The 16,494-nt window shown below is 68.9% G+C and carries 8 protein-coding genes; 7 read left to right on the plus strand and 1 reads right to left on the minus strand.

Going from position 1 to position 16,494, the window contains the following annotated elements; all coding sequences use genetic code 11:
• Positions 1 to 34 precede the first annotated feature (34 nt).
• Positions 35 to 2,065: a DNA helicase RecQ gene (gene recQ / locus MRBLWH13_RS00300; protein ID WP_341956371.1), complete on the plus strand. Its 2,031-nt coding sequence runs from the start codon at positions 35 to 37 to the stop codon at positions 2,063 to 2,065.
• Between the two features lie 35 nt (positions 2,066 to 2,100).
• Here the strand turns inward: recQ and MRBLWH13_RS00305 are convergent, their stop codons facing one another.
• Entirely contained in the window at positions 2,101 to 3,384 is a 1,284-nt protein-coding gene (locus tag MRBLWH13_RS00305; protein ID WP_341956372.1) for a TetR/AcrR family transcriptional regulator, read from the minus strand.
• A gap of 134 nt (positions 3,385 to 3,518) precedes the next feature.
• Between MRBLWH13_RS00305 and MRBLWH13_RS00310 the strand changes: the two genes are divergently transcribed.
• From MRBLWH13_RS00310 to MRBLWH13_RS00335, 6 genes are all read left to right on the plus strand, one after another.
• Entirely contained in the window at positions 3,519 to 4,817 is a 1,299-nt protein-coding gene (locus MRBLWH13_RS00310; RefSeq protein WP_341956373.1) for an MFS transporter, read from the plus strand.
• Positions 4,818 to 4,819: 2 nt separating this feature from the next.
• A complete protein-coding gene (locus MRBLWH13_RS00315; protein ID WP_341956374.1) occupies positions 4,820 to 6,574 on the plus strand; it encodes a glycoside hydrolase family 3 N-terminal domain-containing protein in 1,755 nt (584 codons plus the stop codon).
• A gap of 296 nt (positions 6,575 to 6,870) precedes the next feature.
• On the plus strand, positions 6,871 to 12,096 hold the full coding sequence (locus MRBLWH13_RS00320) for a choice-of-anchor G family protein (RefSeq protein ID WP_341956375.1): 5,226 nt from the start codon (positions 6,871 to 6,873) through the stop codon (positions 12,094 to 12,096).
• A gap of 76 nt (positions 12,097 to 12,172) precedes the next feature.
• Entirely contained in the window at positions 12,173 to 12,988 is an 816-nt protein-coding gene (locus MRBLWH13_RS00325; RefSeq protein WP_341956376.1) for a DUF5819 family protein, read from the plus strand.
• On the plus strand, positions 12,985 to 14,220 hold the full coding sequence (locus tag MRBLWH13_RS00330; RefSeq protein WP_341956377.1) for an HTTM domain-containing protein: 1,236 nt from the start codon (positions 12,985 to 12,987) through the stop codon (positions 14,218 to 14,220). The genes MRBLWH13_RS00325 and MRBLWH13_RS00330 overlap by 4 nt, the downstream gene beginning before the upstream one ends.
• A 151-nt stretch (positions 14,221 to 14,371) precedes the next feature.
• Positions 14,372 to 16,441: an acyl-CoA dehydrogenase gene (locus MRBLWH13_RS00335; protein ID WP_341956378.1), complete on the plus strand. Its 2,070-nt coding sequence runs from the start codon at positions 14,372 to 14,374 to the stop codon at positions 16,439 to 16,441.
• The last annotated feature ends 53 nt before the right edge of the window (positions 16,442 to 16,494 follow it).

Genomic DNA, 16,494 nt, shown 5'->3' on the forward strand with positions numbered 1-16,494 from the left:
GGCCGAGGTCGGCGGGGGTCGTTACGCTGGAGGGATGCCGCAGACTCCCCGTGACCCGTACGAGGATCTGCCGTACGCAGACGAGCCGTGGGGCGGCGCCGAGTGGGAACCCTCGGAGCCGCCGGAGCCCATGGACTGGGTGCCGCAGGGTGCAGGGTACGAGCCGTCGCTCGATTGGGGGCCAGGACCGGTCACGCCAGTGGGACAGACGACGACGGCGTTCGCCGCGCCGGCTCGACGCGCTGCGCCCAGCCGCTACCCGAGCGCGGGTGAGGCGCTGCACACGGTCTTCGGATACGACGAGTTCCGCGGTGACCAGGCGGCGATCGTCGAGCACGTGATCGGCGGTGGCGATGCCGTCGTGCTCATGCCGACCGGTGGCGGCAAGAGCGTCACGTACCAGGTGCCCGCACTCGTCCGCGAGGGCACGGGGCTCGTGATCAGCCCGCTGATCGCGCTCATGCACGACCAGGTCGACGCACTGCGGGCGAACGGCGTCAGTGCGGCGTATCTCAACTCCACGCAGTCGATCGACGAGCGCCGTGACGTGGAGCGCGCGTATGTCGCGGGCGAGCTCGATCTCATCTACGTCGCCCCCGAGCGGCTGTCGTCGCCGCAGACGACGGCTCTGCTGCAGCGGGGAACCCTCAGCGTCATCGCGATCGACGAGGCCCACTGCGTGTCGCAGTGGGGTCACGACTTCCGCCCCGACTACCTCGCACTCGGCGACCTCGGCGAGCGGTTCCCCGGGGTGCCGCGCATGGCGCTCACGGCGACCGCAACGCGCGCGACGCACAAGGAGCTCACCGAGCGGCTGCGCCTCGGCGACGCCGAGCACTACGTGGCGAGCTTCGACCGCCCCAACATCCAGTACCGCATCGTGCCCAAGGTCGATCCGCGCAAACAGCTCGTCGCTTTCATCCGTGCGCAGCCCGAGGGCTCGGTGGGCATCGTCTATGCGCTGAGTCGCAAGTCCGTCGAGCAGACGGCGACCTATCTCGCGGCGCAGGGCTTCGATGCCCTGCCGTACCACGCGGGTCTCCCCGCCGAGGTTCGTGCGAAGAACCAGTCGCGCTTCCTCCGTGAAGACGGCGTCGTCATGGTCGCGACGATCGCGTTCGGCATGGGCATCGACAAGCCCGACGTGCGTTTCGTCGCCCATATCGACCTGCCCAAGTCCGTCGAGGGGTACTACCAGGAGACCGGGCGCGCGGGTCGAGACGGCGAACCGTCGATCGCCTGGATGGCCTACGGCCTGGGCGACGTGGTGCAGCAGCGCCGCATGATCGATCAGAGCCCGGGCGACCGCACCTTCAAGATGCGAATGGGGCAGCATCTCGACGCGATGCTCGCCCTGTGCGAGACGGTCGAGTGTCGGAGGCAGAACCTGCTCGGCTACTTCGGCCAGGAGTCCCAGCCCTGCGGCAACTGCGACACGTGCCTGGAGACCACCGAGACCTTCGACGGGCTCATCCCCGCGCAGAAGCTGCTCTCGACGATCGTGCGGCTCAAGCGTGAGCGCAACCAGTCGTTCGGCGCCGGACACCTGATCGACATCCTCCGGGGAGCCTCGACCGAGCGCATCCGGCAGCAGGGACACGAGAAGGTCGCGACCTACGGCATCGGCGCCGACCTCTCGGACCAGGACTGGCGCAGCGTCGTCCGGCAGCTGCTCGCCCGCGGCATCGTCGTGGCACAGGGAGACTACGGCACGCTCGCCCCGGGCGAGCAGTCGGCCGGCGTGCTGAAGGGCGAGACGCCCGTGCCGCTGCGCAAGGACACGATCGGCCGACCGGCATCCACCCCGCGGGCTCGCAAGGCGAGTGCGGCGGATGCTCTCGACGCCGGCGACCGTCCGCTGTTCGAGGCGCTGCGCGCGTGGCGTGCCGAGACCGCACGGGAGCAGGGGGTTCCCGCCTACATCGTCTTCGGCGATGCCACGCTGCGCGCTCTGGCCGAGCACCGGCCGGCCTCGCTCGCCGACCTCGACGGCATCACCGGCATCGGCGCCAAGAAGCGCGACGCCTACGGCGAGGGCGTGCTCGCGGTGATCGCCGCGGCCTGACGCCGTCTGAGGCCTCCGGCAGGACGTCGCACGCGTCAGCGCAGCGGAAGAACGTCGTCGAGATGGGCGCGCAGGTGGGCGGTGATGTCGACTGCGTCCCTGTCGTACAGCCATTGATACTGCAGCCCGTCCCACATCGCGACGAGCCAGACGGCCTCGTGCTCGGGGTCGCGATGCTCCGACAGGTCGCCGTCGACCTGGGCGAGCCGGAAGAGCTCGGCGAAGTAGCCGATGACCTCCTCGAAGCGCTCCGTGAAGTAGTCGTGGGCGGGGTGCGTCGCGGGAACGGCCTCGCACGACAGCACCGCATACACCTCGATCAGGCCCGGCTCGTCGAGTGCGCTGACGCGCGCGCCGGTGGGGAGATCACGAAGTGCGGCCCCGGCGCGTTCGGGATGCTCGTCCTCGCTGCGCTCCTGAATGGTGCGGTCGCGCTCGGTGAGCACGGCGCTGAGCAGCAGCTCCTTCGAGGGATAGTGGTGCAGGAGCGTCGACTTCGACACCCCGACAGCCTTGGCGATGTCGCTGAGACTCGTGTCGCCGTATCCTCCCCGCGAGAACAGATGCATCGCGTCCGCGAGGATCTGCGCCCGACGGCGTCGACCGACTGCATAACCGGGCTCGTTGTCGCCAGCGCCCTCGACGACCGCCGCCGACATGGCGGGCAGTGGACCCGCGGCCACCTCTGCGGGTGCGGGCTGGGAAGGGTCGCGCCAGCCGACGGGCAGCGCCCACAGCGATTCGCGCTCCTCGAGCATCTGCACGACGTCGACCCGGTCGGGAAGGTACTGCGAGATCAGCTGCAGCCCGTCCCAGCCGGCCATGTGACGGGTGGTCTCGTCTGACACATCCCTGCCGGCGTCGATGGTGCCGTGCAGCGCCGCATCCTCGAGCACCTCCGAGCTCAGCTCACGCAGGCGGGCGTATCGCTGTCGCATCCGCTCGTGGGCCGGATGCTCGGGGGCCGACGCCTCGCCCGTGAGTGCGGCGAAGAGCTCCAGGTAACCCGGGGTGCGCGCGTTGCGCCGTGCGACGTCGGCGAAGATCAGCTCTCCCGAGTCCGATGCCGCCCCGACCAGATCGAACGCCCTCTCGTTCTCCTCCTCGAATCCGGCGACGACTTCGGCGAGCAGGTCGTCCTTCGAGGCGAAGTGGCCGAGGAGGCCGGGGTGGCTCACGGATGCCGCGGCGGCGATGTCGCGCAGGGACGTCGAGCGGTACCCGTTCGAGATGAACAACTCGCGGGCGGCGTCCACGATCCGCTGGCGCGTGGCCGCGGCGCGCGCCTGACGCGAGCCGGTCGTCGTCGCTGTCGTCATCGCTCCCCCTTCCCCCTCATTCTCTCTCATTACCACTCGGTCGATATTCACTTACCAAACGGTCGAGATTCCGGTATGGTGTTCCTCACGCCAGGTCGCGGATGACCGGCGAACCTTGCCCGAAAGGACCCCCCATGACAGAGCTGTCATCGGCCGCCACCGCAGCGGCCGTCGGAACGACCGGCTTCAAAGCCCCCGGCACCACGCCTCTCAAGACCCCGCGCGGCTACACCCCCGGACTCGCCGCCGTGAACTTCGGCGTCTACCTGGCACTGCTCACCCCTGTGATGGTGTCGATGGCGTTCAAGATCCAGCGCCTCGACCCCGTGAACACCGAGGGCAGCCTCGGCCTCGTGATGGGGGTCGGCGCCGCCTTCGCCCTCATCGCGAACCCGCTGGTCGGCCGCCTCTCCGACCGCACCACCTCCAAGTGGGGCATGCGTCGCCCGTGGATCCTCGGCGGAGCGATCGTCGGGCTCGGCGGCTTCGTGATCATCGGCGCCGCGACCTCGGTGCTCGTCGTCCTGCTGGCCTGGTGCCTGGTGCAGGCGGCCATGAACGCGGTGCTCGCCGCCGCCAACGCGACTCTGCCCGACCAGGTGCCCGTCACCAGCCGCGGCAAGGTCTCGGGCATCATCGGCATCACGACTCCCATCGGCATCCTCGCCGGAAGCTTCATCGTGAACTTCCTTCCCGGAGACTTCGAGCGCTTCGTCGTGCCCGGTGCGATCGCCCTGATCCTGGTCGTCGTCTTCGTGCTGACGCTCAAGGACCGCCGCCTCACCGAGAAGCCGGCCACGCGCTTCACGATCGGCACGTTCTTCGGCTCGTTCGTCTTCAATCCCCGCAAGCACCCCGACTTCGGCTGGACCTGGCTGACCAAGTTCTTCGTCATGTTCGGCTACGCCGGAATCGCCACCTTCCTGCCGCTCTACCTCGTCAACAAGTTCGCGCTCGACGAGCAGGGCGCCGTCGGCACGATCCTCATCGCGAACCTCGCCTCGATGGCCGCGATGGCGATCTCCGCACCGCTCGGCGGGTTCCTGTCCGACAGGATCGGCAAGCGTCGTCCGTTCGTCGCGATCGCCGGCATGATCATGGTGGTCGGGCTCGTGATCCTCGCGATCGCACCCAGCATCGAGATCGTCATCGTCGCCCAGGCCATCATCGGACTCGGCGCCGGATCGTTCCTGTCCGTCGATCTCGCCCTCGCCACCGAGGTGCTGCCCAACCCCGACGACGTGGCGAAGGACCTCGGCGTGCTCAACATCGCCAACGCCCTCCCGCAATCGATCGCCCCCGCGATCGCTCCGAGCATCATCGCCCTGGGTGCTGCCACGCCACTCGGCGGATACACCACCTGGTACCTGTTCGGTGCGCTCGTCGCACTCGCCGGCGCCGTCCTCGTCTACCGCATCAAGGGAGTCAAGTGACCATGACAGACGTGACCACCGCCCGACCGTGGCTCGACACGAGCCTCCCCGTCGACGACCGTGTGCAGCTGCTTCTCGACGAGATGAGCATCGAGGAGAAGGCGGGGCTGTTCTTCCACACGATGATCGCGATCGGCGACCTCGACGAGGCGAACCCGGTCTTCGCGACCCCGAGCGCGCGTGAGTTCGTGCACGTCAAGCACATGACGCACTTCAACCTGCTGGGTGCGGCACCGACCGGACGCGAGATCGCCGAGTGGCACAACGCCCTGCAGCGTCTCGCGGCAGGCACCCGGCTCGGCATTCCGGTGACGCTGTCGACCGATCCGCGCCACTCGTTCAGCGAGAACCCGGGCGCATCGATCCTCGCCGGTCCCTTCTCCCAGTGGCCCGAGACGCTGGGGCTCGCCGCCACGCGCGATCCCGAGCTGGTCGAGCGTTTCGCGGATATCGCGCGTCAGGAATATACGGCCGTCGGCCTGCGCGTCGCGCTGCATCCGCAGGTCGATCTGGCCACCGAATCGCGCTGGGCTCGTCAGACCGCGACCTTCGGAGAGGATGCCGAACTGTCGGGCATTCTCGGAGCGGCATATATCCGTGGGTTCCAGGGCGAGTCCTTCGGCCCAGGATCGGTCTCGACGATGACCAAGCACTTCCCCGGGGGTGGCCCGCAGAAGGACGGCGAAGATCCGCACTTCCCGTACGGCCGCGAGCAGGTGTACCCGGGCGGCCAGTTCGAGCTGCACCTCAAGCCGTTCGAGGATGCGCTCGAGGCGGGCACGCGGCAGATGATGCCGTACTACGGAATGCCGGTCGGCACCGAATACGAGGAGGTCGGATTCGGCTTCAACCGGTCGGTCATCACCGGGCTGCTCCGCGAGCGCTACGGCTTCGACGGCCTCGTGTGCACGGACTGGGGCCTGATCAACGACGCCGAGATCTTCGGCCAGCCCTTCCCTGCCAGGGCGTGGGGCGTCGAAGACCTGACACCGCGCGAGCGGATGCTGAAGGTGCTCGATGCGGGCGCGGATCAGTTCGGCGGCGAGGACTGCCCCGAGCTGCTGCTCGAGCTCGTCGCGAACGGATCCGTGTCGGAGGAGCGCCTCGACGTCTCCGCCCGCCGCATCCTCCGCGAGAAGTTCGAACTGGGGCTCTTCGAGAACCCGTACGTCGATGAGGACGCCGCAGACGAGATCGTCGGACGGGCGGAGTTCCGCGCCGCCGGCGAGGCTGCTCAGCGGGCGTCCGTCACCGTGCTGACGAACGACGGATCGCTGCCGTTCTCTGTCGGGATCAAGCTCTACGTCGAGGGGATCGATGCCGATGCGGCCTCGGCGTACGGCACGGTCGTCGCGACACCCGCCGAAGCCGATCTCGCGATCATCCGACTGCAGGCGCCGTTCGAGCAGCGGGAGACCATGTTCGAGAACTTCTTCCACGCGGGCTCGCTCGACTTCGCCGACGACGTGATCGCCCACGTGGGCGAGGTGGCGCGCGCGGTGCCGACCGTCGTCGACGTGCTTGCGGATCGCCCGCCGATCCTCCAGCCGATCACTGACGCGGCGGCCGCTGTCACGGTCAACTGGGGCGTCTCCGCGGCCGCGCTGCTCGACGTTCTGAGTGGCGTCGTGAGCGCGCAGGGCAGGCTCCCGTTCGACTTGCCGAGATCGATGGCGGCGGTTGAAGCCTCGCGTCCCGACGTCCCCTTCGACACCGCCGATCCGCTGTTCCGGTTCGGCCACGGCCTGTCGCTCTAGCGCCCCGGCCGCACACGAGAGCGCCCCGCAGGCACCGCCTGCGGGGCGTTTTCGCGTGTCCCGACCGGCCGTCGATTCGTCCTGTCAAACCGCACCGCAGAACGTGCCTGTAGGGCGGTTCGAGAACACGGTGACGAAATGTCTCAGATGGTGACCATTCTGGAACGAAGTCTGGACGTTGGCTGGACTTAACAATCTCTATCCCGCAATACTGTCTGGACATGCGCTCGGTCGACTCGTGTCGACGCCTGGGGAGGGCCTTGTGACGCGGAACATCTGCATCACGGGAGAGGCGAATGGAATTTCTGAGGGGGAAGACTCTGCGGCGACGCAGAGCCATCGGAGGAGGCATCGCCGGCGCAACCGCCGGGGCTGTGATCCTCGCGAGCGCGTTGGTGCCCACAGCGGCGAACGCATTGGATGCGGCGGAGCCCACCGATCCGTCGGTGGCGCAGGGCCAGATCATCCAGCTGCCCGCCGATCTGCTCGGCGGCCTGGACATCGCAACGCTCGGTCACACGATCACCAGCAACCCCGCCGCCCCGGGGTCTGAGCTCGGAGGGCTGGACGTCGGTCTGCTCGAGGCGCTCAACATCGATGTCGGGACACTGAACATCGCGCTGCTGACCGACGGCACCACGCCCGGTCTCCTGCAGCTCGGCGATCTGGGGGCGACGCAGAGCTTCAGCTCCTCGCCCCTGCAGACGCAGTCCATCGCCTCATCGGGTGTCATCACCTCGGGTGGTGCGATCGACACCGGCGCCATCGACGGCAGCACGAACCCGGCGACCCTCGAACTCACGGATCTCTTCGACCAGCTCGCGGTCGCCGGCCTCACCGACGCTGTCCTCGATGAGGCATCCGTCGGCATCGGAGCACTCGCCTCGCGCGCCGAGTCGACGGCCGGAACGGTCGCGTCGGAGTACCGCATCGCGGATCTGGACCTCGACCTGCACAGCAACCTGGTCGCCGGCCTCGCGACGACTCTGGGTTCGGCCATCCAGGGCACTGTGACGCCTGTCAGCGACCTCGCCGGTCCCGGCGGAGCACTCACGGGGCTCGTCACGACTCTGGTGAACACGATCAACGCGATCCCCGACGTCCCGCTGGTCGCGGCCTTCGAGGCCACCGGTGGCACCGTCGCGATCGACGGCATCGACACCGTCGGTGACACGGTCGTGGCCGAGCTGCTGACGGAACCCGTCGAGAACACCACCGGATCGGTCCTCGTCGACCTGAGCGACGGGACGATCTCGGTCGACCTCGCGCAGATCCTCGTCGAGACGGGCGCCGGTGCGGACCTCAACTCGCTCCCGGCGAACACGCCGGTGCTGTCCGCGACGACTATCGCGGCCATCCAGCAGGGCATCACGACGGCGCTCACCGGGACGCACCCGAACAGCCTCAACGGCAAGGTCTCCACAATCCTCGCCTCGACGCTGGATTCGCTGGCGGTCACGCTGACGGTCGGGGTGGACCTCACCAACCCGCTCACCGGAATCGACCTCGTCTCGGGCGACGTCACGGTCGCCGGAACCCTCGCGCAGTTCGCGGGCACGGCGGCTCCGGCTCCGGCAGTGACGACCGACATCACGCTCGCCGGGCTCAACATCGGCGTGCTGCTCAACCCGGTGGTGAGCGCCGTCACGACCGCCGTCGCCACGACGACCGGGCCGTTGGTGAACACCGCGCTGAACAGCGTCATCCCGCTCGTGCAGCCGGCGCTCGCCGCGCTGACCGGTCCTCTGCTCTCGACGCTCGACCCGGTTCTCCAGGGCGTGCTGTCCGGGGTGGCCACCATCACGATCAACGAGCAGTCCGAACCTGGTGACATCCCCGGTGACAGCTTCACCGTGCGTGCGCTCGGCATCGATCTCCTGCCTGCCGTCGGAGGCGGGGTAGAACTCGATCTCGCCTCGTCGACGGTGAAGGCGGCTGCGGCCGCTGTCGCTGCGATCGACGCGGCGGCCACCGTGCAGGCGGGTACTCCTCTCGCCGTGACCGGGTCGGGTTGGCCCGCGAACACCGACGTCACTGTCGAGGTGACAGCGCCGGGTGGTGCTCCGGTCAACGATCCCGTGGTCCTGACGACAGACCCGTCTGGCGCTTTCACAGGAACCGTCTTCATCCCCGCGGGCACGGCACCCGGCACCGGTTACACGGTGACCGCGACCGACGGAGCGAGCACCGCTGAGGACACGACCGAGGTCACCGCCGCGGCGACGATCGACGCCGCACCTGCCGTGCAGGCCGGAACCGATCTCGGAGTCTCGGGAACCGGCTGGCCCGCGAACACCCAGCTCTCGCTGCAGCTCGCCGCTCCCGGCGGCGGCGCGAACGTCGGTGGCCCCGAGCTCGTGACGACCGACGGGTCGGGAGCGTTCACGTTCGCCTATCCGGTGCCGGCGGGAACACCCGCAGCGGCCGGCTACACGATCACGGCGACCGTGGGAACCCAGACGGCGACCGACACGACCGAGGTGACGGATGCTCCGGTCGCGTCGATCGACGCCGCGGCGACCGTGCAGGCGGGCACCAGCCTTCCTGTCACGGGCGCGAACTGGCCCGCGAACACCCTGGTGTCCGTGCAGCTGACCGCTCCCGGCGGCGGCGCGGACGTCGGCGGCCCTGAGACGGTCACGACCGACGGCACGGGTGGGTTCACGCTGAACTACCCGGTCCCGGCATCAGCTGCTCCCGGAACCGCGTACACCGTGACGGCGACGGCGGGCGCGGTCACGGCGATCGACACGACCGAGGTGACGGCCGCGGCTGCGGTCGATGCCGCGGCGACCGTGCAGGCGGGCACCAGCCTTCCTGTCACCGGCACCGGCTGGCCGGCGAACACCGAGGTGACGGTGCAGCTGACCGCGCCCGGTGGCGGCGCGAACGTCGGCGGTCCTGAGACGGTGACGACGGACGGCACCGGCGGCTTCACGTTGAGCTACCCGGTTCCCGCCTCGGCGGCTCCCGGAGCGGGCTACACGGTCACTGCGACCGTGGGCACCCAGACCGCGACCGACACGACCGAGGTGACGGCCGCTGCGGCGATCGATGCCGCGGCGACCGTGCAGGCGGGCACCAGCCTTCCTGTCACGGGTACCGGCTGGCCGGCGAACACCGAGGTCTCGGTGCAGCTGACCGCCCCCGGTGGGGGAGCGAACGTCGGCGGTCCTGAGACGGTCACGACGGATGCATCGGGCGGGTTCACAGTGGACTACCCCGTTCCCGCATCGGCTGCCCCGGGTACCGGATACACGGTCACGGCGAATGTCGGCACGCAGACCGCGACCGACACGACCGAAGTGACCGCCGCGGCGACGATCGACGCGGATGCGACGGTCGAAGCCGGCACGAGCCTCAGCGTCGCGGGCACGAACTGGCCGGCGGACACCGAGGTGACGGTGCAGTTGACGGCACCGGGGGGCGCTCTCATCGGCACACCGCAGACGGTGACGACGGGTGGACTCGGCGGATTCACCCTCGAGTACCCCGTGCCAGCCGGCACTCCCGCAGGCACCGGATACACGGTCACGGCGAATGTCGGCGCGCAGATCGCGACCGACACCACCGAGGTCACAGCGGCACCCGTCGTCGTGGATGCGGCTGCATCCGTTCCCGCGGGCACCAACCTGGGCGTCACCGGAACCGGCTGGCCCGTGAACTCCACGGTGTCGCTGCAGCTCACGGCACCCGGCGGGGGTGCGAATGTCGGAGGTCCGGTGTCCGCGACCACCGACGCGTTCGGTGCGTTCACGGAGAACTACCCGGTTCCCGCTGATGCGGTGCCGGGCACGGGATACACGCTCACGGCCACGTCTGGCGCGTTCAGTGACACGGACACCACTGAGGTGACCGCGGGCGACCCCGGCGATGTCAACACGAACGCGGCGGCTTCGGCATCCGCGTCGGCTGATGCGACCGCAGACGGCGATCCGTCGGCTCAGGCGGCGGCAGAGGCTGCGGCGTTCTCGGATGCGACGGCGATCGCCTCGGCGGCTGCTGATGCCAGTGCGGAGTCGGCGGCCGAGGCCGCGGCACTCACGGCGGCATCGACGGACGCGTCGACGACCTCCACCTCGACGGCCAACGCCTCTGCAGCAGTGGCTGCTCAGGCGGCGGCTCAAGCGGATGCCTCTGACGACGTGAACGCGGATGCCTCGACGGCGGCGGATTCGAACTCGGCGGCATCGTCGGAGTCGGCGGCGACGGCGGACTCGTCGACGGATGCCTCCTCCGAGGCTTCGGCCAACACGAACGCGGCGGCTTCGGCATCCGCATCTGCGAGCGCCGACGCCTCGACCGATGCGATCGCGGAGGCGGCGGCTCAGGCTGCGGCATTCGCCGACGCCACGGCGGAGGGTTCGGCCGCGGCCGATCCGTCAGCGGAAGCGGCGGCTGAGTCGGCGGCGACGGCGACGTCGTCGACGGCTGCCACCGCGGACGCCACCTCCGAGGCGAACGCCGGTGCGGCGATCGCGGCTCAGGCGGCGGCACTGGCAGACGCGTCGACCGACACCGCGGCCGAGGCCTCGGCGACGTCGGACGCCAGCACGAGTGCGGCATCGAACGCGAGCGCGGCGGCGATCGCCAGCGCTTCGACCGATGCCTCCTCGGATGCGGTCGCCACGGCGGACGCATCGGCAGCGGCCGACCCGTCCGCTGAGGTCAACACCAACGCCTCGGCATCCGCGTCGGCATCGGCCCAGGCCGACGACGACAGCAACGCCTCGGTGGAGGCGGCGGCAGTCGCTGCGGCACTCGCCGATGCGACGAGCACCGCCTCGGCGGCTGCGGACGTGACGGCGGATGCAGCGGCTTCGGCCGCGGCGACCGACGACGCCTCGACGGATGCCTCGACCACGGCCACCACGGACGCGAACGCCTCCGCGGCGGTTGCGGCTCAGGCTGCGGCGCAGACCGATGCGACCTCGACGAGCGCGGCGGACGCGTCGGCTTCGGCCGACGCCGACCCGAACGCGTCGGCGGCCGCGGCGGCCAACGCCTCGTCGTCCGCAACGGCCTCCGCGTCGGCTGCCGCTGATGCCTCGGCCGAGTCCGCCGCAGAGGCTTCGGCCTCGGCGACGGCTGAGGCTTCGGCCTCTGCGGATGCAGCGGCCGATCCGACCGGCAAGATCGCCATCGCGATCAGGGTCCCGGTTCTCGAGCGCGGCTCGCAGCAGACCGCGGTCGGCACCGGATTCGCGCCGGGTGAATCCGTCAGCGGTGTGATGACCTCCGCCCCGATCGCACTGGGGACCCAGGTCGCCAACGCCCAGGGAACGGTCACCTTCACCTGGACGGTCCCGTCCAGCACCGATCTCGGAACCCACACCGTGACCCTGACCGGAGTGAGCTCCGGCAGCGTGGCGGCCACGTTCCAGGTCGTGGCCTCGGGCCTCGCCACCACCGGCGGGGAGATCCAGGGCGGATGGATCGCTCTGGCGGCCCTGCTGCTGATGCTCGGCCTGGGGGCTACGCGGATCGCACGATCCCGCCGGCCGATGGTCCAGGCGGAGTAGAACGCAGTGCACGAACGCTGAGAGGTCGGGGCCGTCGCTGAGGCGGCTCCGACCTTCAGCGGTGAGAAGGATGTGAATGAGCACGATGACTGAGACCTCACCGGAAGAGCAGACGGCTTCGGCTTCCGTCGCCCAGGCACGACCCCGTCCGACCTGGTGGGTGAAGCTCATCGCGTTCGCGGCGTGTCTGCTGACCCTGTGGCATGTCGGAGCGTCGTTCCTGTGGATCGCGCCCTACTCGGCGCTGCGGGAGATCCCCACTCAGGAGGTGCTCGCCGGCTACATGCTGCCGATGTTCGGTCAGTCGTGGAGCGTCTTCGCTCCCGAGCCGATCAACGGGGACTACCACTTCAACGTCCGTGCCGTCATAGAGAAGGACGGCGAGGAGATCGAGACCGGATGGGTGAGCGCCACCGACGTCGAGCTCTCGATGATCCGGTACAACCTCATGCCGCCACGCGCAGGCATCCAGTCCAGCGAGGTCGCCAGCGGTCAGATGAACGCGTTCAACAAGCTGAACGAGGACCAGAAGGCCGTGGTCGGGCTCGACTTCGCCGAAGGCGACTGGGAGGAGTGGATGGTGCGCTCCTTCGACGAGCTCGAGGGGGACAACCCGTCGACCGAGGCGTACATGGCGGAGGAGCACCTCTCGACCGCCTACGCCACTCAGGTCGCCTATGCGATCTGGGGCGCCGACGCCGTCATCAAAGTGCAGTACCGCGTGAGCAGGCAGAACGTGGTCCCCTATGCGGATCGCAACGACCCCGGCGCGCAGCGCCCCGACCCGACGTTCTCGACCACGGGCTGGCGGCTGCCTATAGAAGAGGAAGGCCAGAGTCGCGAGAACTTCGCCGACACCTTCCGCGCACAGTTCGAGAGGATCCAGCCGTGAGCGCGCCGATCAAGACCGCGGCGCCCCGGGCGAACGCGAAGAAGAAGGCGGCCGCGAAGAAGAATGATGCTGCGGATGCCCGCGCGACGACCACGGCCCCTGCTCCGGCATCCGCTCCCTCGGCACCGGAGCGGGCGCCGGCACCGGCACCCGCTCCGGCACCCGCGCCGCCGAAGTCCTTCATCACGCGACTGCTGACTTTCGCGTCGTCGATGATCGCGGGGCTCTGGGCGATGGTGCTCTCGGCCATCGACCGCATCTCGGCCTTCGTCGGCGACTGGCTCTTCAACGGAAAGAAGGCTCTCTACGGGCTCGCGGTCACGCGGATCCTCTTCGGCGTCACGGCGATCGGCCTGCTCGTGGCGAACTTCGGCACTCGTCTGTACACGTTCGGATCCGGGTCCGCGTGGAACGGCGAGATGGCTGGGCCCGTCAGCGAATTCCCCAAGATCTGGATCTTCAGCGCCTTCCACGCGGCGATGGGAAACGACGTCCTGTACACGGCGCTGTATCTGCTCCTCGGCGTCCTCGCCGTGCTGTTCGTGCTCGGATGGCGCTTCCGCATCGTGCTGCCTGTCTTCTTCTGCCTCTGGGTGGGGTTCATCGAGGCGAACGACATGGTGGGCGATCAGGGCGACAACATGTTCCGCATCGCGTTGCTGCTGCTGTTCTTCGCCGATCCCGCCGCCCGGTGGTCACTCGATGCCAAGCGTCGAGCGAAGAGCGGCGAATGGTTCGCTCCGAACAGCCAGCCGGCGCTGCTGGGAACGGTGTTCCACAACCTGGCGCTCGTGGCGCTCACCGCACAGGTGTGCTTCGTGTACGCCTCCGGTGCGCTCTACAAGGCGGGCGGTGCTCCCTGGGAAGAGGGGTACGCGGTCTACAATCCGCTGCAGACGGCGCGGTTCGGCACCTGGCCGGTGCTGAGCGACCTCGTCACGACGTGGGGGCCGATGGTCGTCGCGGCGACGTGGGGGTCGATCATCCTGCAGGTGGCGTTCCCGCTCATGCTGCTGACCCGACCGACGCGTCTGATCGGCCTGATCGGCATCCTCTCCTTCCACATCGGCATCGGCGTGCTCATGGGGCTGCCCTGGTTCTCGCTCACGATGATCGCGATCGACTCGATCTTCATCCGCGACCGCACCTGGGCTCGGCTCAGTTCCGGGACCAGGAGGCGGTGGGAGCAGACGAAGACGGCGCCTCCGCCCGGAGCGAGCGTCGAGGTCTGACGGGTCTCGCGTGGTGCCGACTGTGGTCTGACGACAATGCGGCGGGGCGCCGTGCCCGCTCGTTGTTAGAGGATGACCACAGGGCAGTTCGCCCCTGGTTGTGGCAGACCTACCATGGAAGCATCTTTACTTCCCTCTGAGAGGAATGCTCATGGTCGACGCCGCCGTCCGTCCGAAGACGACTCGCCCCCACACCGACAATGCTGACGCGAACCTGACGTTCGACGTCGCCAGGGTCACCGATCTGCTGATGGGCACCTGGGCCGACACCCGCCGCGAGGCGCGCGAGATGATCAAGGACTCGGCGTTCTGGCGCAAGGACGAACTGGGCAAAGACGAGCACCGCGAGCGCGTGCTCAGCCAGCTGCACCTGCTCGTCGAGAACAAGGCCGTCCATCGCGCGTTCCCGAAATCGCTGGGCGGCGAGGAGAACAACGGCGGCAACATCGCGGGCTTCGAGGAACTGGTCGTCGCCGACCCGAGCCTGCAGATCAAGTCGGGCGTGCAGTGGGGGCTCTTCGGCTCCGCCATCCTGCAGCTCGGCACCACCGAGCACCACGAGAAGTGGCTGCCCGGTGTCATGGACCTCTCGATCCCCGGCGCGTTCGCGATGACCGAGATCGGGCACGGATCCGACGTGGCCGCCGTCGGCACGACCGCGACCTACGATCCCGAGACCGAGGAGTTCGTGATCAACACGCCGTTCCGCGGCGCCACGAAGGAATACCTCGGCAACGCGGCCCTGCACGGGATCGCCGCGACCGTGTTCGCACAGCTCATCACGAACGGCGTCAATCATGGCGTGCATTGCTTCTACGTGCCGCTGCGCGGAGATGACGGCGTCGACCTGCCCGGCATCGGCCGGGAGGACGACGGACTCAAAGGCGGCCTCAACGGCATCGACAACGGACGCCTGAGCTTCGACCACATCCGCATCCCCCGCACGAACCTGCTGAACAAGTACGGCGACGTGGCCGCCGACGGCACGTACACGAGCGCGATCGACAGCCCGGGTCGTCGCTTCTTCACGATGCTCGGAACGCTGGTGCAGGGGCGGGTCTCGCTCGACGGCGCTGCCTCCTGGGCATCCGCTCTCGGTCTGAAGATCGCGATCACCTACGCCACCCAGCGCCGCCAGTTCGACGGAGCCGACGGGCAGGAGGTCGTGCTGCTGGACTACGGCAAGCACCAGCGCCGACTGTTCCCGCGCCTCGCGACGACGTATGCGCAGATCTTCGCGCACGACGAATTCCTGCAGAAGTTCGACGGAGTGTTCTCGGGTCGCACCGACACCCCCGACGACCGCGAAGACCTCGAGACTCTGGCCGCGGCGCTCAAGCCGCTGTCGACCTGGCATGCGCTCGACACGCTGCAGGAGGCTCGTGAGGCCTGCGGCGGGGCGGGATTCATGTTCGAGAACCGCCTCGTCGGGCTCCGTGCCGACCTCGACATCTACGTCACGTTCGAGGGCGACAACAACGTTCTGCTGCAGCTCGTCGGTAAGCGTCTGCTCACCGACTACGCCAAGCAGTTCACAGGCAAGGATGCTGCGGCGCTCGCGAAGTTCGCCGTCGGGATGACCGCGGGCAAGGTGTTCCACGGTGCGGGGTTGCGCCAGTTCGGTCAGTCGGTCGTCGACCTCGGTCAGGTCGCGCGTTCGGTCGAGAACGGTCTGCGTGAGGAGCAGCAGCACCAGCTGCTCGCCGAGCGTGTGCAGCAGATGGTCGCCGACGTTGCCGGTCGACTCCGTCCGGCGGGCAAGGACAAGGTGCTCGGCGCCCAGCTGTTCAACGAGAACCAGGCCGAGCTGATCGAGGCCGCGCGGGCCCACGGCGAGCTGCTGCAATGGGAGGCGTTCACCGACGCCGTCCACCGCGTCGACGACGCCGACACCAAGAAGGTGCTCACGTGGCTGCGCGACCTGTTCGGCCTGCAGCTCATCGAGAAGCACCTCGCGTGGCACCTCATCAACGGGCGCCTGTCGACACAGCGCGCGGCCGCGGTGTCGCGCTACATCGACCGGCTGTGCACGCGGCTCCGCCCGTACGCGCTCGACCTCGTCGACGCGTTCGGTTACGAGCCGGAGCATGTGCGCGCACCCATCGCCTCCGGTGCCGAGCGCGAGCGTCAGGACGAAGCGCGCGAGTACTACGCGGCGCTCGCTGCATCCGGAGATGCTCCGGTGCTCGAGAAGGTGCTGAAGAAGAACGCCAAGCACTGACGCGGAGTTCGCGACTGTTCTGACACCGGCCGGGATCGTGGGATCCCGGCCGG

The sequence above is a fragment of the Microbacterium sp. LWH13-1.2 genome (assembly GCF_038397735.1).
Taxonomy (GTDB): Bacteria; Actinomycetota; Actinomycetes; order Actinomycetales; family Microbacteriaceae; genus Microbacterium.